Below are 20,053 nucleotides of genomic sequence, written 5' to 3'. Positions count from 1 at the left end.
TGCGCATAATAAAAACACTCGCCTATTCTATTTTATAAAAAAGACTGGTCTGTAGCGTTATAGATCATGTCATTAATTTAAGGTTTTTTAATTCTTAGCTGCTTACAGGTCAAACAAAACATACTGACCTATGGACTAAAGGGAATTTCAAGGATGATGGCTATCAGAAAACCAATAGAAGAACAACAACTATTTGTATTGGGATCATCCAAATGCATCAAAATATCCAGCAAAGACGGGGGAAATGTTAAATTCATTGACCCGTTTATGGCTTTGAGACACAGCCCAGCAACGGATTATTGTATGAGAATCACCGTAAGCACAGCATTTCCGGTTTCCCGTACACCTATAATGATTTGGACCACGATCTTCGTTTATTGGTTCAGAGATGAATAGCACTTATCGAACCCTTGAATATTAGTATTTTATGAAATAGTTTTTTTATATTTCCATTCTAAATTGCTCTCCAATGAATTGTTTTGAAAAGGGGTATGAGCACCTCAATCTATTTGCTCAGCCCGACGGTAAGCAGGGCCTGTATAAAAATCAGATTGGCGCAATAGGCGCTGCCATGGCACACTTCAGTGTAAGAACAGAACCGGCACTGATTACTATGCCCACCGGAACAGGAAAAACAGCGGTAATGATTGTACTGGCCTATGCATTACAGGCAAAAAAAATACTGGTTATCACGCCCAGCCAGCTAGTCCGTGAGCAGATTGCCGAAAATTTCCGAACCCCCAAAGTTTTGGTGGAAAAGAAAATTATCCAGGGTGGCCGTAAACTTCCGGGGGTATTTGAGTTGACCAGGATCATTGATGATACCGCAGAATGGAAAGGTATACTAAAAACAAACGATGTTGTTGTGGCTATTCCCGGAACCTTGAATAAGATTACCGATATCTCCTCGAGAGTAGGAGCCAATGCGTTCGATCTGATATTCGTTGATGAGGCGCACCACAGTAGGGCCAGCTCGTGGATAAACATTCTCGAAGCATTTTCTTCGGCTAAGCAAATATTACTTACTGCCACTCCGTTCAGACGTGACAAAAAAGATCTAAAGGCTAGACTGATCTATAATTATCCTTTAAAAAAAGCATTTGAGGACGGGCTTTTCAGTAAGATCAACTTTGTTCCTGCCACCGCACCACCATCGGCCACCTTAGAAGAAAAAAATATCGCCATTGCCTTAAAAGCCCAGAAAGTTTATTCATCCAGACTGCATCCGGAACATCGCATCATTATCCGTACCGACCGCAAAAAAGATGCGGATGATCTCGAACAGATCTACCTTAACCATACGCAACTCAAACTGGCAGTGGTTCATAGCAAATTGGGGAGTTCAACAATTAAATCCAGGATTGGCCAACTCGTTTCGGGAGAAATCGACGGGGTGATATGTGTTGATATGATGGGCGAGGGCTATGACTTCCCTGCGCTGAAAATTGCAGCGGTGCACATACCACATAAATCCCTAGCTATTACCCTGCAGTTTGTGGGTAGGATTTCACGGACCAATACCGCGGAAGGCAGCATTGCAACAGTCATTGCCGGAGAGCACGAATTCAAAATTGATTCCCATCAATTATATAAGGAAGACACCAAAGACTGGTCGGTGATACTTCCGGATCTGCATAAACTGAAAATCCAGAAGACCGAAGATGAACAGGAATTCTTTGATTCCTTTTCCGATGTTTCAGAAGAGCCAGTAGCCTTGAGTATCAGCTATGAAGAACCATTGACGCTTGAGGATGATAATTTTAAACCCTTTTTTCATGCAAAGCTTTACCGGATTATTCCTGCGCCCGTGCCAGATCGAAACGAGCAAGGTGAAGAACTTCCCCCAATAGACATCAGGCGTAGTATTGATTTTTCCGGGACAGATGTATTTAAAAATCCGATTATCCGGCACCATCATGTCAGCAGTTCCCATGATGTAGCTGTCCATGTTATAGCCGAACCACGCACTCCCTCGTGGTATAATAAGGAAGATTCACTCAAGGATGTCACTCACGACTTTTTTGTAACTTATTTTGACCAGGACAATTCCCTTTTATTCATTGGTGCAACAAGCAAGGAGACCGAACTTTACGAACACATCGTATCCCAGTATTTGAGAAATGGTGTTTTACATGACATGGTCCCGCTGCCTTACCTCAAGCGCGTGATGGCCGGGTGGCAGGAACCCCGCTTTTATAATGTGGGTTTGCGGAGCCGAAAGAACAAGGGCAACAGTGAGTCCTACAAGCAGTTATTGGGATCACAGGCTCAGCTTTCAGTCTTGCCCAGTGATAAATTCAGTTATACCAGAGGACACTCATTTGGTGGTGCTTACGATACCGTTCTGAATAAAAATGTGATGCTTGGGGTGAGCACCAGTTCGAAAGTGTGGACGCTTGGAGACAATAAAATCAAGTATTTTGTAGAGTGGTGCAAGGGAATCGCCAGAAAGGTGGGGGATCCGGAAATGGACAAACTCGATTCGCCACTTTCGGATCTTGATACAGGAAGGATCATCGATCAATTCCCCGATATTGAGGTATTCTTTGCCGATTGGGACCATACACAGTATAACCGCAATACATCGGTCGTGTTTCTTGATCAGGATGATGAGGTGACTGAAGAGGCCTTACTCTGTTCTTGTGATATCATTGTCTCTAGTAAGACTACCTCCAAGGTAATACTGGAAATCTCAAAAAATAACGTTGCAGCACGTCTTGAATACACGCTATCACCAAAGGCGACATTCAACTACACCGAGGATACCGTTTGCCGCATCGTTGTCAACAAGGGGGTAGCCCTTGGAAGCGAGGAAGGATTTTTATCCATCGTCAATGAAAATCCCATTAATTTGTTTTTCGAAGATCTCTCAAAGCTAGTTGGAAGAGTATACTTCCCTTTTAGTGCTGAAAATAATAAGACAATTAAAGATGAGCAGATCGTGGCGATCAGTTGGCCAACGGATGTTGATGTAAGCAAGGAATATCACACCGCCCAGGAAAAAATTGCCTATAAGCGCAGTTCCAATCCGAAGCGTTCCATACATGATTATATCATTGATCTTGCAAAGAATGAATTTGATGTGGTTTTTTATGATCATGGTTCATTGGAAATTGCAGATGTAATTGGGCTGAGAAAAGACAAAGTCCAGTTCTGGCACTGTAAAAAACAATCGGGAGATCAGCCAAACTGCAGTATTGAGGACATGTATGAGGTTTGCGGACAGGCCATCAAATCGGTCAACTGGGCAAATCGAAAACTCCTGCTCAAACAGATGATCGAACGCGCTGACAGGAACAACTCCGGCAGTAAACTTAGAAAAGGGACTCTTTCTGATGCAAAGATGATATTGGAAGGTTTTGATAACCCGGTTATTCCTGTTGAGATCACCATCGTACAGCCTGGACTGAAAACGGCAGGGCTAACAACAACGCAGCAAGCTGCATTTGAGCGGATAAAAGTATTGTTGTCCGGTGCGGAAACCTTTTTAAAGGATGTGAGCAATTGTGAGTTATCGATTATGTCCTCTTAAACAATCCATATGAACATTCATGAATCTGATTTTAATCTGGGTTTTTCATCGGCGATCGTAGCCTTTTACTTGATATCCGAAAGGCTCAACCGATTTTAAAACAAATTTTTATCTTTAGGAAAGATAAGCTAATACAGAAAACAGAAACGCTCTCGCCATGTTAGAAATCAGAAAGGGAACAGCAGCCAAAAATTATGAAAATACTTTTTTTAGGGAATTTGCAGCAAACCTGAAAAAGATGTTTGACAAATATTCGCTTGATGGTTTATTGATCGCCAACGCGGAATGCGAAGTGGAAAACCGACTGCAGATCGACGCCTTACTGATCACACCCAGGGCCGTCTGTATCATTGACTTCAAAAATTTTAGCGGAAAGATCATCCTGCCCAAAAATGCAAAACCAGAATTTGACTTTGGGATATGGAAAAATGAAAACGCAGAAGCAATAAAAGGTGGCAGTTCAATCAATCCTTTTATCCAGCTGAAAATACAAAAAGAAAGGTTCATCAAAGTTATTGGCAGACACATTGCCAAAAAATTGCCACAGGGCAATATGTTCAATGCCTTTCATACCGTTAGAGCGGTCTGTTTTCAAAAGCCTATTGAACTTATCGGCAAGATTCCCGCTAGCGAAGAGCTGAATTTCTTCATCCTCGATCAGCAGAGTTATCTAGAGACAATCATGGATATCATCGACATTTCTGACAAAGAAGTTTTGCTGACAAAAGAATCCTTCGACCTTTTCAAAGAGGTTTTCAGGGCCGACCCCTTTGATACTGCCGAACAGTACGAGCCTGGTCATGATTTCACATCCTATCACTGTGATCTGGATTTTGACAGCCTTTATCCTGACCAGAAATCTGCTCTTGCTGAAATCGAGAACTTTATCTCATCCGAAGAGGATAGGGTTTTTATCCTGCAGGGGACCTCGCTGAGCGGGAAGACGCATTTGATTCCCTTCATTCAGGAGGTCGCCTTTAACCGGCAGATCAGTGAAGTAAAGCTGTTTGCCTCATCCAGTAGAGTCGCCAATAATCTATTAAAGAATACAAAAATGGAATTCGCTGGCATGTATTCCTACATTTATGGAGGAAACCTTTCACTGCTCCATGAAGAAGAGCCGGAGCGCGAAGATACCCTGAACCTCGAAATTGTACCGCTTCGAAAATCGGATAACATGGATGAGGCGATCTTTATTGTTGATGAGTCCCATCTGGTTTCGGACAATTACCACCAGTCTGTTGACCTGAGGTTTGGTTCAGGGAAGTTGCTGAAAGATTTTTTAGAATTTTCGGAACTCGAAAATACCAGAAGAAAACTGATCTTCATCGGGGACAGTTTTCAGTTATCCCTGGGTAAAAAAGAAGAATCCTCCCTAAATCCCGAATATTTCAAAGACGAATACGGACTGAAAACTATGGCTTTTCAGTTAATAGATAAGGGCGAGCGATCCCTGATCGTTTCACAGGCACTCAAAGCTGTCGATGGCATCCGTCTTCAATGTTTCAATAACCTTGATTTCAGTCTCAGTGAGAATATCCAGACCTTAAGCAAAGAAGAATTCAAACCTCAAATCGCAGCGTCATTGAATGCTAATGCCCATATTCTATGTTTTACCAATTCAGATGCCCAAAAGGTCAACTTCTGGATCAAAAATACTATTCTAAAAAACGGGAACGAGCCTACAGCAGGGGATCTTGTCATTTTTGGCAACAACATCCGTGTAGAAGACCCTGATCAGCCTTTTGCAGAACCCAAGAAAGTCTATAACGGCCAGTTCGGAACCATTGTAGAAGTATTTGGACTGATCGAAAAACACGAAAGGCTGCTTGTTCCATTGCATTTTCGCAAGATGCAAATCCGGCTCAAAGGGGCAGGGCACTTGCTTTCTTTCCTGAGTTTTGAGAATTTTAGACTGAGCGACAAAGGTGAGCTTTCCAAAGAAGAGATTATCTCCTTGCAGATCCTGCTCAATCAGCTTGCCGAGAAAGAAATACGCAATTTTGTAACCGGAAAATACCAGGCTGACGAAGAACTGAAAAAATTGCTGATAAAATATGAGCCGGAAAACCGGAAAGGCATAAGCAAACTGCTCAAGGCACTTCAGATGCAACTACGCAACATCCCCTCATCGGAGTATTACCAGATCAAGAATGCTGCGCAGCTCCGGTTCGGGTGGGCTTTGACGGTCCATAAATCCATGTCCTATAAGTGGGACCAGATCTTTTTTAATGTAGAAACCGGTGGCGGCAAGACCAATGAGAATTATTTTAAATGGATTTACACCGGTCTGATCAGGGCTCGGAACAAAGTGAATCTGATCAATTATGAGCCTATCAATCCTTTCTGTAAATTTACGGTCCATCAATCCGTTCCAAAAATAGATCATGGGAAACAGCTCTACTTTCTCTCAGATAGGGCCGTTGAATGTTCCAATAAAAATATTGCTGAAAAATACAGTTTTCCCGACACCAAACACAGGTCCGCTTTGTTGCAACTGTTCCAGTTTATGGAAAATAAGATCAGCCAAAACGGTCTGACCATACATTCAGTCAGCCATATCAGCTACCAGGAACTTTACGAACTAAACGGCAGCCCCGGTGAGCGCGCAACTGTTTCCATATATTATAACAACAAGGGACAGTTTAAAATGCCGATGCTTATGAAATCGGCACCTAAGGAATTTGGCGAAGAACTCATTGTGCTGTTGAAATCCGAAAATAAGATTGCTGATTTTAGTTTTGTTAAAAGTGACTGGCGAAAACTGGCCTACGAACAATTAAACCGGGCGTTGAATGAAAAAACCGTCAGCTTTGGTTATATAATTCAAGTGCCCTACAAGGACACCATCCAGTTCCATAAGAAAAATGAAGTCCTTGTCATTGATTTTTATTACGACGGAGATGGCTTTTTTACCTCTTTAATTGCAACATCGGCAACTTCAATGGAATTCTGGGCCGAAGTTCAGGAAATATTAACTGGAATGAAAGGAAAATCATGTTAACGATATTAGACTTCAGCAAGCAACTTGCCGGCCTTAAAAGAGAGAAGCAGTATGCTCAGGCACTTACCTGTTTCCGCGAAAACAAGGCAAACTTTACCAAAGAGCATATCTCTGGAAACGAATACATCATTTCCGATATGATTTCCTGCTTAAGGTATGCAAACAGGCTGGATGCCGGCTTCCAGTTTCTGAGTATTTATGAAATTGAAATCAGCGAAGCTCAGAAAGAACGCGTTTTAAATGCCTATGGATGGTTGCTTTGGGCAAAATATAAAGCCGAAAATGCAACTCATGCGGATCCAGTAGCGGAAGATGATTTTTTTGATGACGAAGAAGAAGGAACGGAGAATGAACATATTGATTTCAATAAAAGCGAACTACTGGAAAAAGTTGAAACGTTGATATCTATCCTGAATGCTTTCCCGGGCGAATTTATGGCAACGCTTTCATCCAATCTTTTTTCCGTTGTGCTGAAATCTGAAAAGAAAAAGCCGGCACCCAACTGGAAACTGGTGAATGAATTCTGCAATAAGGTAGACAGGGAAAAACTGGCCAAAACATGTTCGGTGATCCAGATTGAGCGCAAGGGACAACTGAAGGATATGGAACTAGCTTCGGATTTTGAGAACTGGTACGCATACAAGACCAAGGCGCTGACCAAGCTGAGAGAATGGCAGGAATGTTTTGACCTTTCTAAAGAAGCACTTGAAAGGATAGAAAATTTCCATTATTCAAACGATGTGTGGTTTTCAAGACGTGTTGCTCTGTCCAAAAGAAATCTCGGCGATACCAAAGATACCATCAGGGAACTTCAGACCATACTCATAAAAAAACGGGAATGGTTCATCCAGAAAGAACTGGCAGAACTGTATTTGGAAGAAGGAAATATCGATCAGGCTTTCAAACAGGCGATCGATGCGATGAACAATTTCGGTCCGTTGGAATTCAAAGTCGACCTGCTATACCTGCTGGGCAAGATCCACCAGCTGCAAAACAAACCGGAACTGTCATTCAAACATTTTTCGCTTTCTAAACTTATCCGTGAAGTAGAAGAATGGAAAATACCAAACAAACTGTCAGTCGAATTGCAGTTGCTTTCCTTTCCGGAAATTCTGATCACCGGAATCAGCGGATTAAAAAGAAATCTTCAGGACTATTGGAGCAGTTTTAAGCTACCTGCCCAAAAATACAGAACGCCTGAAGTTACATCAAAGTCCACCGGGAGCCATCAAGGTGAAATCATCCGAATATTACACGACAATGAACGCGGGAAAGACGGGTTTATTAAATCCGGTGGACGGGAGTATTATTTTTCGGTTAGCGCGAACTATCATTCTTTTTTAAAGATTGAAGTAGCTACGAAGGTTGGGTTTGAAATCATCGCTTCAAAAAACAGTAGCAAAAAAGAGCAGGCGAGGATAAAAAAAATATTACAGTAAATATTGTAGGTTTTAATAAAGCTACTAGGATTTTTGTAATTGAGATGTTTGTCGTATTATTTGATTCAATACATGTCGAATAGGTCAAGATCCTCGTAGCCAAATATAAACTTGACAATATTCACAGTCAGTTCGTTATAAAAACTTATGAAATTTGAAAACTGGTCGACTTTTGGCTGTAAGTTCTCATAACCATCCTGATCCCTGATGAGCGAGAAGTGTCTTTGAAAAACATCTTTTGCCTTGGATAAGATCTCATTTTTCGTGTCAGTTGATACAATTGTACCATGATGACCAACCAAGTTTCTTAAAATGGATACCAGATCGAAAAAGGTTTCATACGTTGGGGTTAAATCTATTCGGACCTTTTCTGCCAGAAACCAAGTGATTTCTGGAGACATTGCTTTCAGAAAAGAAAGAAGATATCGATTGTTCTTCGTGTCGAATTCAACTCCAAGGTTCGTCAATGATTTTTCGATAGCTCTAGTGAGCTTATAGGTATTTATTCTACTACCTGTAGGACTTTTAAGCTCTGGAAAAAACCTGATCTGAATAGCTTGAAAAACAAATATTTCCATAGCATTATAAATTTTCAATAGCGAAAGTATCTGGTAAGATGCAATAAAAGCTATACTGCTTTCTTGGAGTTCATGGGTATAAAAGTGATCTGATTCAATATACATTCTGGAATACCCATCACCCTGGTTGGATGATATGTTATAGGCATGGAATACCGAACTGAAAATTTGATCCGGCTGGTATTCCTGTTGCTGATAACGTTCGACAGAGAGCTGCAGGAAAGAACGATAAAAAGTAGTATTATTTAGTGTACTGGTGACGGTGTTTTTATAAATCAGGAAAGCTTTTCGCAGATCAGCAGTTTGAGTTGTATTCATCGGCGGGTTTATTGAAGCAGGCTGACCCCCTCTATTGTTAAATAACATTAAGTTTGAAAGAAGCAACTAAAACAAATATTGATAATAATTACTAAATTAGAAAGAATGCCGCTCAAATTTAATTTTTGCGGATGAAAACGTATCTTGGCAACATCGGACAAAGGTGATGATGAGATCACTGGAATCGAGTTTTGTTAGTAAACCCCTTAACAATTTAATATGATTCCCAATTTAGCCAATTACGACAATCTGCTTGCAAAACTTGAGTATGACTTGCAGCGATATTTAGAAAATAACCATACCTACTCAATGCTCGATTGCCTGATGGGGATAAATGCGATCCCAGAATGGATTTTGCACACAGATACAGCTCCAGCGCAGTTAAAAACAATAGCAGCCCAAAAGATAGAAGTGATGAAAGGAGTCGGTTTTATTTTCGATCCTGCGAACTTGGACGCTGACTTGGATACTCAATTGGGATTTGTAAGATTGACCTGCAACCACTCAAAGCACAAAACCGATAGCCCACATATTCCAAGAATCAAGACTATTGGTGCAGCTACATTTCCCATGGTTTTTCCTGCAACATTCACACCTATGATGTTTATCGGAGATAAACAGGTGAACGCTGCCAAAATAATCAAAGCTGCCCTCGACTTCTGGAAAGTACAGTTTGAGCGATTTCCAATCATTTAAACATTTTTAGTAAGCTAATAGATGTGTTTCTGATATAGAGCCGTTCTGTACTGCGCTTTTACTGCTGTCCAGAGAAATTTCCTTCTCTGACTTGTCCATTTTCTTCTATCTGCAGGCTTAAGTAATTTATAGATTGGAATATGAAGCACTTTAATGGCATATTTTTCTATTCTCAAACAACTCTTCTGTATCTTTTTGCCTTAAAGTTCAGATAATTTTCATCATTTTAGGTGATTATCAAGATTTGAATTGGAGTTTATTTCAAATTTTATTATCCTCGTCTTTACTAAATTTAACGTTTAATCTTTACCATTCTGAAATGGAACTTGTTGAAAATAAAAAGTGCTATTGCCTTCCGCCCGAAATTGTGGAACTCTTTTCAAAGGAAATTAATGCCGATGAATTTGAAACTTATATCAACAAGCAGAAAGATATTTATCTTGGGAATCTTCACAAGGAATGTTTTACCAAGCCGAAACTTAAATGTGGGTGTGAAAAATGCATGGTTGGAGCTTTACCGTTTTTGAAAACAGTCGAAGCACAAATTAGTAATCTGAAGCTTACTTTTTACTCCTTTTTGTTAGTAGAGGAGCTTGAGGAGGTCATTAACAGATTTTTTGATTACTTTTTGGATACCGCAACATTCTTTTCTTTCCACAGATTGGGTATATGCCACTATAGCCATTTTGTCCGTGACGCGCTGGTTCTGAGGGCAATCAAAATCAATACTATATTGAGAACCAAGGATATCGAGGTACAAAATGATATCGTTAGGGAAGCCTTAACCATCGACCCTATTGGTACTCAGATCAGCCTGATAGAATTAAACCTCGGCATTGATACTATTGAGCGCAAGAAACAAATGAATGGGTTTGAAACATACGAATATTCCAGTGAGTATACCGATAACTTTAAAGATTTGGAGCGTTACGCAATTAAAATCGGGCCTTTACTCAACGAAGTAAATAAAACAACCCGAAGTCAGGAGCTTTCCAAGGAAAATTTTGCATGCTTTTTGGAAGATCCTGAAGGTAATGTTTTTAATCGCCTCAAATCCCTTTATCAAAATTCAAGGCCTCGGGAGATCTGTTTGATGTTGTTTGCGCTTCACGAACTAAAGTTAATTAATCAACATCCCCATCAGATAAATAAAACACGCGTTTATACCGCACTGCAGTCAGCCTTTAGTAATATAGGCACTAGGCAGGCATTCAACTCTTCTTTAAATAAAATTGACAAAAATCACGACAAATCTGCTATTCGGAAGCATATGGAAAAGATAAACGGATAATTTGCTATTTTCCTGCTGCAAAAAACGCAAACATTAATACTGGCACTTTTGAGTATAAATTAATAGAATATGACTCAAATTTTATTTTCCGTATCCGAATTACATCGGTAATCTTATTCTCTGCGGAGCATCTGATACCTGTGTCAAGCAAGATGGCTACCCCAAAAACAATAATTTTTTAAATAACGCCGCTCATTTATGTCACTAAAACGACTTCCCGGATTAGAGGTGGCCAGCTGTTCTGTTAAAGAACTGCTCCAGGCTACAGCGATTCCAATAAGAGATACCCGTATATACGGACAGCTCCAAATTCCAGAATACCAGCGTCCATATGTGTGGGGCAAAAAACAAATGCTCCGCTTGTTAAAGGATTTGAAGGAGCATGCCCAATTGGTAAAGCCAAATATGCCCGATTACTACTTAGGCAGTTTAATCCTGCATCAAAAAGGCGATAAACTCAATATTATCGATGGTCAACAACGAATAACTAGCTTGCTGATCCTGCAACAATTTGCCGACAATCCCGTCTCTGATGGAATTGCATATGAATCACCTGTGAGTATATTGAATATCCAACAGAATATCTCCATGCTCCGTAAGCTTATTGATGCTGCTCAGATTTCCGTCAAGGGCTTTGATCTTGAAAAAATAAACGTCACTCTAGTCGTCACCACCAGTGAAGATTTGGCTTATACTTTTTTTGAGACACAGAATACCGGTGGAAAGCGCCTTTCAGGTGCGGATATCATCAAGTCTCACCACCTCAGGTCCATCCGTCCAGCCACATTAATGAACAGCAGCGCCACCAGGTGGGAATCTCATGATATTGGTTTAGTTTCCCATATGATCTCGATGCTTGCTAAAGCACGTTTTTGGAATTTTCTAGAAAGGAGAGAGTTTCCTTCGTATCGGGATGCTGTGCAGATAAAAGAAAAAGTTGTAGAGGAGTTTACTGAAAACACCCTGCATAACGAAACCGATAAATCATTCCTCACCGTCGAAATCACCAAAAATTTGCACGGAGAACAAATGAGGTACTTAAGCAACTTGGCAGCTGTACGCCAGCCCCTTTATGATGGGCGGAACTTTATGAATTATCTCCAGGGCTATCTAAAACTCTATCAGGAGTTGTTTAGCGGAATGGAAAACCATCGCATCGACGCCAGGTTCACCCATTTTAGCAAAATCATTATCAATGGAGAGAATGGAACGGCATTTCTCCAAGACCTTTTCAGGCTAGTCATCGTCGTTTTTGTCAGCCGGTTTGGTTATCAAGACCTTTTCCCTTTTTCACTGTGGTGCTTCCGATACATTTACGCCATGCGCGTATCCAATGAACGGACCGTTCGTGAAGATGGTGTTTACCGATTTGCCCGTGAAAGCAAAATTTTAGACCGTATCTTGCATGCTTTCAGCGCAGATGAGCTCATTGAATTCCTCGAAAATCAAACTTACCAATTCAACGAGGCAAACTGCGGTCCCAACAACGTGAAAGGCAGGTACATTCTAATGCTAGGCCAATATTTTGACCAATTCGACAAACATACCATTAAGACAACAGATTTTGACAGCACTCTTATCAAAGCAATAAAATGGCAGACCAAAATAAATTCCTGAGCCAACTGATCAGCATTCGTTCACTTAGCGAGCGCAGTTTTTTGATCCCAACCTACCAACGTCCCTATGTCTGGGGGGTCGAACAGATCGAGAAACTACTCTCAGATGCACAGGAAGCATTTTTAAAGGATCCGGGTACACCCTATTTTATCGGAACGGTACTTACCGAAAAACGTGCACAAACCTATGAGCTCATTGACGGGCAACAGCGTTTTACAACTCTGTGGATGGTTGCAGCGGTCTTTCACGGAATGGATATACAAAGCGACATTAGGGCGTTTTTAAAATTAGGGAAGGCACTAAGAATCGATTTCGAGATTAGAAAAGAGGTACGCGACTATTTTGAGTTACTGGCCGAATTTCCAGTGGAAGCTGCTATCAAGTACTCCTCGGCTGACCTTAAATCGCGCCCCTATCTCGAACATATTACAGCTGGACTGTCAACCATCCGCTCGAGAATTGAAGAGCTCCAGGGTATCGGACTAAATCTACCCGCCTTTGGAAATTTTCTATTGGATCAACTCATCATGGTTGAAAACATAGCCCCAGACCAGGTAGACTTGAACAAGCTCTTTGCTACTATAAACAGTTCTGGTATCCAGCTCGAACAGAGCGACATCTTGAAAAGCAAACTCCTCTCCAAACTCTCACAAAAAGTACTCTACAGTAAGATTTGGGAGGCTTGTGAGAATATGGGAGATTATTTTGAACGCAACGTCCGAAAAATTTTCATCCATTCCAATTGGGCAGGTATTCATAAGTCGCAGTTCGCAACTTTTGACCCTCAACGCTTTCTACTTTCCAGTGAGGATGACATTCAGCAAACTGTCGAGAAAACGACCATTAGTGCTATATTTTACGGACAGTACACGGTGGAAATATCGGTGGCCAGCGCGGAAGAAAAGCAGCACACTTTGGGTTTTTGTCGGTCAGTAATATCCTTCAGTCAGCTGCTAATCCATACTTACCGGATCCACTTATTCAGGCAAAACCGGCGTGACTTTGCACCGGTTTTTCACCCCTCAAAACTGATTGAGATTTTTGAAGCGCTTTGTGCAGCCCCGCAGGAAGAGATCAAGCAATTTTTTGCCCTGCTCTGGGAAATCAGGTTCATTTTAGATAAGTACGTGATCAAGTGGACCGCTGATCTGGATACAAAAGACGAATATTTGGAACTCAGCCGGGTAAGCAAAAATGAAAAAAACAGTTTCACCCGGAACATCATGGATAAGTCTGCCCAGCAAATGTTACAGTCCGTTCTTTATTTTACAGGAGATTACTTGCGTCAGTACTGGCTGACCCCTTTGCTGCACCATCTAGCCAAATTGCCGCAAGATCGGACCGGTCCCTCGAGTTTTGAGGTACTGACCATCCTGGAAAAAATTGATAACCAAATTTCCTTAACCAACCTTACCGGAAAGGAGGTTAGTTTTCTGCTCCTGTCTTCTTTAGACGGGGAATTAAAATTTGACTCGTCTTACTTAAAAAGACCTATGGGAACTGGATTTTATCGCTACTGGTTCCAAAAAACAGAGTACGTGTTATGGAAAGTTTTTAAAGATAGAAATGATGAACGTTTCAAAAAGTTCCGCATCAGCTCGAAAAATTCCATCGAGCATGCTTTTCCCCAGCGCCCCGAGGATCGCCTTCCAATGGACAAGCAGTATCTTGATAGCTTCGGTAACTTGGTGCTACTAAGCGTAAGGCAGAATTCTGAATACGGCAGAAAACAGGTCAATGTAAAAAGGGCCGAATTTGAGGGAAAACGGCAATTCGATTCCCTAAAGTCTTATGAAATCTTCGCCAGTTATCCGGCCGGTGAGCAGTGGAACGAACAGAGGATAATTGACCACCGGGATAAAATGATTGCTTTACTCGATTTGCACTATTTGGGAGATCAGCACCCAATGCATGCGGAGATAGCTGTTCTGGAAGCGATTGAGGATGATGAATTTGAAAATCGATGAACATTAGGCTACCCTAAAATTTTTGGAAAAACCCATTGCCGAAGCAATTCGGTGATGGGTCGAGACCTCGAGGAAGAGTTTTTCTTTAAAAAAAGCATAATCGACTTCCATTAAGGCTTCAGTTTGTAGGAGCTGGTGATAATCTTCCAACAACTCTGGGTTATTCTGTGAACGCTGGTAGTCAAAAGCGCTAAACTGGATATTGCTGTAAGGTTCAAAATAATCCTTCAGTTCTGGCAGGGCATTGCCTTTCGCAGAATTTATTTTGGAAGTGGTCGGGATAATATTCCAGATCCGATCGTGGGCGATATATGACCAAGGAATAAAATGATCCAAGCTTATTCTAGACTCCTGCAGCAAATCACCGCAGTAAATACATTTGATTAACCGACCTTTTAAGAAAGATGACCAGAAGACCTTAGCGTTTGCTAGTTTTCTGATTCCCGGAGCAGAGAGCTTTTCGCTCAGGCCAATCACATTTGAATTGTTTCGCTGTAAGAATCGGAGCAAGTGCCATTGCGTGAAACCTATAAGCATATACTGGTGGCGTTGTAAATATTCCGCCCAGGCCTCATCGACCACAATATGCTTCTTGTCAAATTGATAAGGTGCAAAGCCCGGTCGTTCAGCAGCTAGTTTCTTGATCCGGGCATTAACGTGACCGTCGCCCAAGCCCATTAACTGTGCTGAAAAAAATGGCCGTATAAATCGGTAGGGGACCCAACGGGTGAGCTCGAGTAGCCCCTTCAATAAAACTTGTTTTGTTTTTTCATCCGAATGGCTTATGATCTGGTGGTAAATGCTTGGCGCATTGACCCGCTTGTCGATTATTACATTTGCTGATATCATTTTTGCATGGATCACAAAACCATCCCGCTTCCCGAAGGAAAGCTTGAAATAATCCAATGGATACCAGGCAAGCGAAATCATTCGAAGCGCGAGATCAGCATGCGCAATTCGTCTATGGCCCAGATTGAGCTCTTCCAGAATTGCCATTAACCAATAAAATTTATAGGAGTTAGTCGTTTCTGAAAAACAAGCTGCGAGCAGCTCTACTGCAAGACGTTCATCATTTGGAAGATTGGGCTGCATGATTCTTGAAATTTTCGTATCCCTGCCGAAGGTATAAAAACAAAAAGATAAAGCGGTAAGTCTCCTATTTTTAATTCGAATGTAAATATTTTACTTACATTTTTTGCTAACTTCCTTAGCTACAGAATCGCCTGTGAACAATTGTTCAATTGTGGATAAAAACCGTTTCACGCATCCATTTTAGTTTGATACCTTTATTTTAGTATCATTCTGCAGAACCCAAATTTTGAATGTAAAAATTAAGGTTGCAGCATACTTTTTCAGCTAAGCCTATGGCACTAGATATAAAATTTTTACAAAGCGAGGTTTTCGACCAGTATATGGCCGATGATGACAACCGGCCCTGGATAATTGGGTTCAGTGGGGGGAAAGATTCAACCATGCTCCTGCAGCTAGTTTGGTCGACAGTCGCCAAGATTGAACCCATGCTCCGCACCCGTCAAATCCACGTAGTTTGTAATGACACTTTGGTAGAGAATCCAAAGATTGCCAAGTTTATTCACGTTACCCTTGAAAAAATTCAGACAGAGGCGGTACGTCAAGGTATTCCCTTAACGGTTCATGAAACAACCCCCAGACTTGAAGAAAGCTTTTGGGTCAATCTCATCGGTAAAGGATATCCAGCACCAAATAATACCTTCCGTTGGTGTACCGAAAGACTTAAGATTAACCCTACCACAGAATTCATCAAGAATAAAATATCCCAGATCGGGGAAGTGATCATTTTGCTCGGTACTCGGAGCGCTGAAAGCGTAAACCGTGCCAAGAGCATTAAGAAATATGAAGTCAAGGGAGAGCGTCTTCGTAAACACGTATTGCCCAACGCTTATGTGTTTGCGTTGATAAAGGACGTGGAAACTGATGAGGTGTGGCACTACCTGTTACAGAACGACCCTGGTTGGGGAGGAACCAACCGCGATTTGGTAACGCTTTACCGCAATGCTAGTGGGGGAGACTGTCCTTTAGTGATCGATACCACTACACCTTCCTGTGGTAATAGTCGGTTTGGCTGCTGGGTTTGTACGGTCGTGAAGAAAGATAAGTCCATGGCTGCGCTTATCGATAATGGCGAGGAATGGATGGAGCCTTTGGCCGACTTCAGGGACATGTTGCAAGAAAACCGCAACAAAAGGGAACTTAGAGACACCAAACGACGCGGCAGCTACATCGAAGATGAAAACACCTGGGGCCCTTATATCGAGGAAGAAAGAGCTAACATGCTCCGCATTCTCCTAGAGGCCCAGAAGGAAGTTCAGCGCAGCGAACCGGAACTCGTCCTAATCAACGCCCAGGAACTGGTAGGCATTCAGGTCACCTGGCACCGTGATTCTCTTTTCCGTTTCAGCGTTGCCGATATCTACAACTCCGTTTACGGAACCGCGTTGGAAGCAAAGGATTTCGATGTGCAGGATCTTTTTGAAAAAGAGATCTTGAGAGAAATCTTCCATGACGAAGAAGATTTTGAACTCATCAATGAGATGTTGGAAGTTCAGCGCTCCAAATATATCTTAGTCAGCAAATACGGACTTCAGAATGATCTGGAGAACCACATTGACCGTTACGTAAAAATGAGGAAATAAGGATGTTCATCAATCAATTAGAGCTGACCAACTTTAGGGTCTATAAAGGGAGCAATACCCTGAATTTTTCGCTCGATCAGGACGCCAACATCACCATTGTGGCCGGTAATAACGGTTTTGGGAAAACCTCTTTCCTAACTTCGCTAGTTTGGGGGCTTTACGGCAAACTGATGGTAGATGTCGACGATCGTTACCGCCAGGATATTTCCGAATCAGGAGGCTATAAACGCTACTGCGAAAAACTCATGAACAGGTTGAGCTATGCAGAGGCGATTGAAAAAAAGAAGGAGCTCGAAACCGGTCTGGAGGGATTAAATATGATCCAGCGCGAGCAATTGCAGCAACAGATAGACGAGGTCACTTCTTTTAGTGTAGCGTTGCGTTTCAGTAACCTCATGATCCCTTCGGTTCAGTGCCGGGATCTAGAAATCAAGCGGACCTATAATATACTCAATCATAAGGAAAAGATTGAGATTTTAATCGACGGAAGGCCCAATGAACTGACCAAAACAGCTGGTCCTGAAATCTTCATCAACGACTTTATTTTACCCAAGGAAATCGCCAAGTTCTTTTTCTTCGATGCCGAAAAAATTGTATCGCTTGCCGAAATCAATACCGCAGAAGAAAAGCGTTATCTATCTCAGGCCTATGCCGAAGTATTGGGTATCAAAAAATACACCGATCTCAAGGCCAGTTTGGAACAGATGCGTTTCCGTATCCGTGAAAAGTCAGCGGTTAAAAGCGACCGTGCAACCCTGGATAAACTCAGCAAAAAACTGGAGCAAAACCAGCGTCTGTTAAGCTTGAAAAACGATCGTCTTGAAGAAATTGCAGAATCGCTGCATATTAAAAAAGTAGGATCTGATCGTTATCAGGAGCAGTTGATCAGGGAAGGGAGTGCGATTACCTTAGATGAGCTCAAAAGACTTCGTGAGGAAAAAAATATCCTCTCTACAGACCTGGTCAAAATACGTAGTCGTTTCAATGACCTTTTAGAACTTGCGCCCTTTGCCATGCTTGCCTCCAAAATGATGGAGGTCAAAGCGCAGCTGGAGCTGGAAAATTCTAATAGCGCATCTGCCATTGCACTCCTGGAGAGCCGCTATGAGCTGGTTGCTGCGGCTATAAAATCCGGCAAAGGTCTGAAGCAACTGGACCAGGAATTGACCGAACAGCTACTAGCTTTGGTCAAAATTAATTTGCTGCCAAAGGAAGAAACCAAGGTAGACATGCTTTTAAATTTTGCCCCAGATCAGCAACAGCGCTTTTTTACCGTTCTCGAGCAGCTCCGCAATTCATACAGCAAGACCTTTAGGACGCTGATGAATGATCAAAAAAGGCTGCAATCTGTGTTCTATACCGTAAACCGCAAACTCAGCGATGCAGAGTCCAAAGGGAAAGATCCTGTAATTGCCGATCTGCGCAAATCCAAAGAACGCATAGACGAGGAAATCAAGGCCTTGGAAACTGAACGCGAAAACTTACAGGCTGCCAAGTCCCAGATGGATAATGAATCTCAGAGCATTTCCAGACAGATTTCTGAATTGAGTAAAAAAGTCGAAGTTGAAGACGTGGACCGCGAAAAAGACGTGACTGCGGAAAGACTAATTAAAAAACTCGACGAGTTTATCTTGCGTCTAAAAGTCAAAAAGAAAAGCTCACTGGAAAAAAATATCTTTACCGAACTGAACAGCCTGATGCACAAAGCAGACTTTGTTACCAGAGTAAACGTAGTAATTGAAGGCGATTTGATCGATATTGAACTTTTTGATAATCAAGGTCGTTTTATTGATAAGGAATTGTTATCCAAAGGTGAACAACAGCTTTATGCCACCGCACTATTGAAAGCATTAGTGGATGAGTCCAATATTAGCTTTCCTGTATTCATTGATTCCCCGTTACAAAAGTTCGACAAGGCGCACTCCAGAAATATTATCCGTGAGTTTTATCCCAACCTTTCTGCCCAGGTGGTACTTTTTCCATTACTAGAAAAAGAACTCAATCTGGAAGAATATCAGTGGATGATTGATAAAGTGGGACAGGCCTATCTCATCAAGCAGAACAATAAATACAACTCTGGTTTTCATATGGTGTCTCCTGAAAACTTATTTGATGCTTATAAATCACAAGAAGAACATGTTTAGCAACATCAAAACCTCAAAGGCAAATAAAGAAGTGGTAACCTTGCTCACCAATAAGTTAGCTTTAGGTAGTGAAAACATTATTGCCCGTATTGCGCTTGCCTACTCGGTTGCAGAAGGTGCAAAGCTGGATATAAAAAATATCGCGGATGCCGGTGGAAAGGAGTATAGTGAAAAAGTGCTGTTTGGTGACTACACCGACTTTTATATCGCACTTATCAGCCTCCACTATGGTATCTATGCCTCGGACCGAGATATTTCGCGATACATCAAACTCCACCTCGACCATGGGCTGGAGCTATTGGCGAATGAATTCAAAAATAATCACAATACAACCGGGTTTGAGTTCATTGCCAACAGAATCGATCAAGGTCTTGTACCAATCGGTCTATAAAAAGGTCATTCTTACCTAATTTAAAGGAGCGCACTAAAGGTGAGCTCCTTTTTTTATGGCCGGAATTTGCTCAACTTTCTGAAAAAGCCGTTTTAAACAGGTACTATAAGCAGTCCAATTTTACAACATTTGTTGATGTCCGAAAATAAAAAGGGAAGCTTAACTATTACTGATCAGAAGTTGCTGGTCAAGATTGGGGCAAGGTTTAAAAAACTCCGCCTTGAAAAAGGCTATTCCAATTACGAGCATTTTGCCAATGACAGCGGGATTTCCCGGACCCAGTATGGCAAATATGAAGTAGGGGAAAACCTTAAAATTCTCACCTTGAGTAAAATACTTCAGCATCTGGAGATAAGCCTAAAGGATTTTTTCGCTGAAGGATTTGAGGACTAAACTAAACAACA

General features: G+C 41.6%; 14 protein-coding genes. 11 read left to right on the top strand and 3 right to left on the bottom strand.

Annotated elements, in window-relative coordinates; all coding sequences use genetic code 11:
* Positions 1–469 precede the first annotated feature (469 nt).
* The 3 genes from LUA90_RS04170 (at position 470) to LUA90_RS04160 (ending at position 7,975) form a co-directional block, all read left to right on the top strand.
* Positions 470–3,532 carry a DEAD/DEAH box helicase gene (locus tag LUA90_RS04170; protein ID WP_231490345.1) on the top strand — a complete coding sequence of 1,021 codons (3,063 nt, stop codon included), beginning with the start codon at positions 470–472 and terminating at the stop codon, positions 3,530–3,532.
* 157 nt (positions 3,533–3,689) lie between these two features.
* Positions 3,690–6,536 carry an NERD domain-containing protein/DEAD/DEAH box helicase gene (locus LUA90_RS04165; RefSeq protein WP_231490343.1) on the top strand — a complete coding sequence of 949 codons (2,847 nt, stop codon included), beginning with the start codon at positions 3,690–3,692 and terminating at the stop codon, positions 6,534–6,536.
* The gene (locus LUA90_RS04160; RefSeq protein WP_231490341.1) at positions 6,530–7,975 is read left to right on the top strand and encodes a hypothetical protein; all 1,446 of its coding nucleotides are present in this window, start codon (positions 6,530–6,532) and stop codon (positions 7,973–7,975) included. The genes LUA90_RS04165 and LUA90_RS04160 overlap by 7 nt, the downstream gene beginning before the upstream one ends.
* A gap of 65 nt (positions 7,976–8,040) precedes the next feature.
* On the opposite strand, the gene LUA90_RS04155 is transcribed toward LUA90_RS04160, so the two are convergent.
* Positions 8,041–8,871, bottom strand: coding sequence for a hypothetical protein (locus tag LUA90_RS04155; protein ID WP_231490339.1), 831 nt, complete (start codon positions 8,869–8,871; stop codon positions 8,041–8,043).
* A 219-nt stretch (positions 8,872–9,090) separates the two neighbouring features.
* On the opposite strand from LUA90_RS04155, the gene LUA90_RS04150 reads away from it, so the two are divergent.
* Positions 9,091–9,567, top strand: coding sequence for a hypothetical protein (locus tag LUA90_RS04150; RefSeq protein ID WP_231490338.1), 477 nt, complete (start codon positions 9,091–9,093; stop codon positions 9,565–9,567).
* Between the two features lie 14 nt (positions 9,568–9,581).
* On the opposite strand, the gene LUA90_RS04145 is transcribed toward LUA90_RS04150, so the two are convergent.
* Positions 9,582–9,743, bottom strand: a complete 162-nt coding sequence (locus LUA90_RS04145; RefSeq protein ID WP_231490336.1) for a hypothetical protein — start codon at positions 9,741–9,743, stop codon at positions 9,582–9,584.
* Between the two features lie 143 nt (positions 9,744–9,886).
* Here LUA90_RS04145 and LUA90_RS04140 point away from each other — a divergent pair, with 143 nt between their 5' ends.
* From LUA90_RS04140 to LUA90_RS04130, 3 genes are all read left to right on the top strand, one after another.
* The gene (locus LUA90_RS04140) at positions 9,887–10,858 is read left to right on the top strand and encodes a hypothetical protein (RefSeq protein WP_231490335.1); all 972 of its coding nucleotides are present in this window, start codon (positions 9,887–9,889) and stop codon (positions 10,856–10,858) included.
* Positions 10,859–11,056: 198 nt separating this feature from the next.
* Positions 11,057–12,475, top strand: a complete 1,419-nt coding sequence (locus LUA90_RS04135) for a DUF262 domain-containing protein (RefSeq protein ID WP_231490334.1) — start codon at positions 11,057–11,059, stop codon at positions 12,473–12,475.
* Positions 12,451–14,442, top strand: coding sequence for a DUF262 domain-containing protein (locus LUA90_RS04130; RefSeq protein ID WP_231490333.1), 1,992 nt, complete (start codon positions 12,451–12,453; stop codon positions 14,440–14,442). Before LUA90_RS04135 ends, LUA90_RS04130 begins: the two co-directional genes overlap by 25 nt.
* Before the next feature lie 3 nt (positions 14,443–14,445).
* Here LUA90_RS04130 and LUA90_RS04125 read toward each other — a convergent pair whose 3' ends face one another.
* Positions 14,446–15,534: an HNH endonuclease domain-containing protein gene (locus LUA90_RS04125; protein ID WP_231490331.1), complete on the bottom strand. Its 1,089-nt coding sequence runs from the start codon at positions 15,532–15,534 to the stop codon at positions 14,446–14,448.
* Positions 15,535–15,806: 272 nt separating this feature from the next.
* Here LUA90_RS04125 and dndC point away from each other — a divergent pair, with 272 nt between their 5' ends.
* The 4 genes from dndC (at position 15,807) to LUA90_RS04105 (ending at position 20,042) form a co-directional block, all read left to right on the top strand.
* Positions 15,807–17,114 carry a DNA phosphorothioation system sulfurtransferase DndC gene (gene dndC, locus LUA90_RS04120; RefSeq protein WP_231490329.1) on the top strand — a complete coding sequence of 436 codons (1,308 nt, stop codon included), beginning with the start codon at positions 15,807–15,809 and terminating at the stop codon, positions 17,112–17,114.
* A 2-nt stretch (positions 17,115–17,116) separates the two neighbouring features.
* Positions 17,117–19,258: an AAA family ATPase gene (locus LUA90_RS04115; RefSeq protein ID WP_231490327.1), complete on the top strand. Its 2,142-nt coding sequence runs from the start codon at positions 17,117–17,119 to the stop codon at positions 19,256–19,258.
* Complete coding sequence (locus LUA90_RS04110) at positions 19,251–19,649, top strand: DndE family protein (protein ID WP_231490325.1); 399 nt, start codon at positions 19,251–19,253, stop codon at positions 19,647–19,649. The genes LUA90_RS04115 and LUA90_RS04110 overlap by 8 nt, the downstream gene beginning before the upstream one ends.
* A 135-nt stretch (positions 19,650–19,784) precedes the next feature.
* Entirely contained in the window at positions 19,785–20,042 is a 258-nt protein-coding gene (locus tag LUA90_RS04105) for a helix-turn-helix domain-containing protein (protein ID WP_231490323.1), read from the top strand.
* The last annotated feature ends 11 nt before the right edge of the window (positions 20,043–20,053 follow it).

The organism is Pedobacter sp. Leaf170, from assembly GCF_920984665.1.
Lineage (GTDB): Bacteria > Bacteroidota > Bacteroidia > Sphingobacteriales > Sphingobacteriaceae > Pedobacter.
This window is presented reverse-complemented; position numbering and strand designations above follow the sequence as displayed.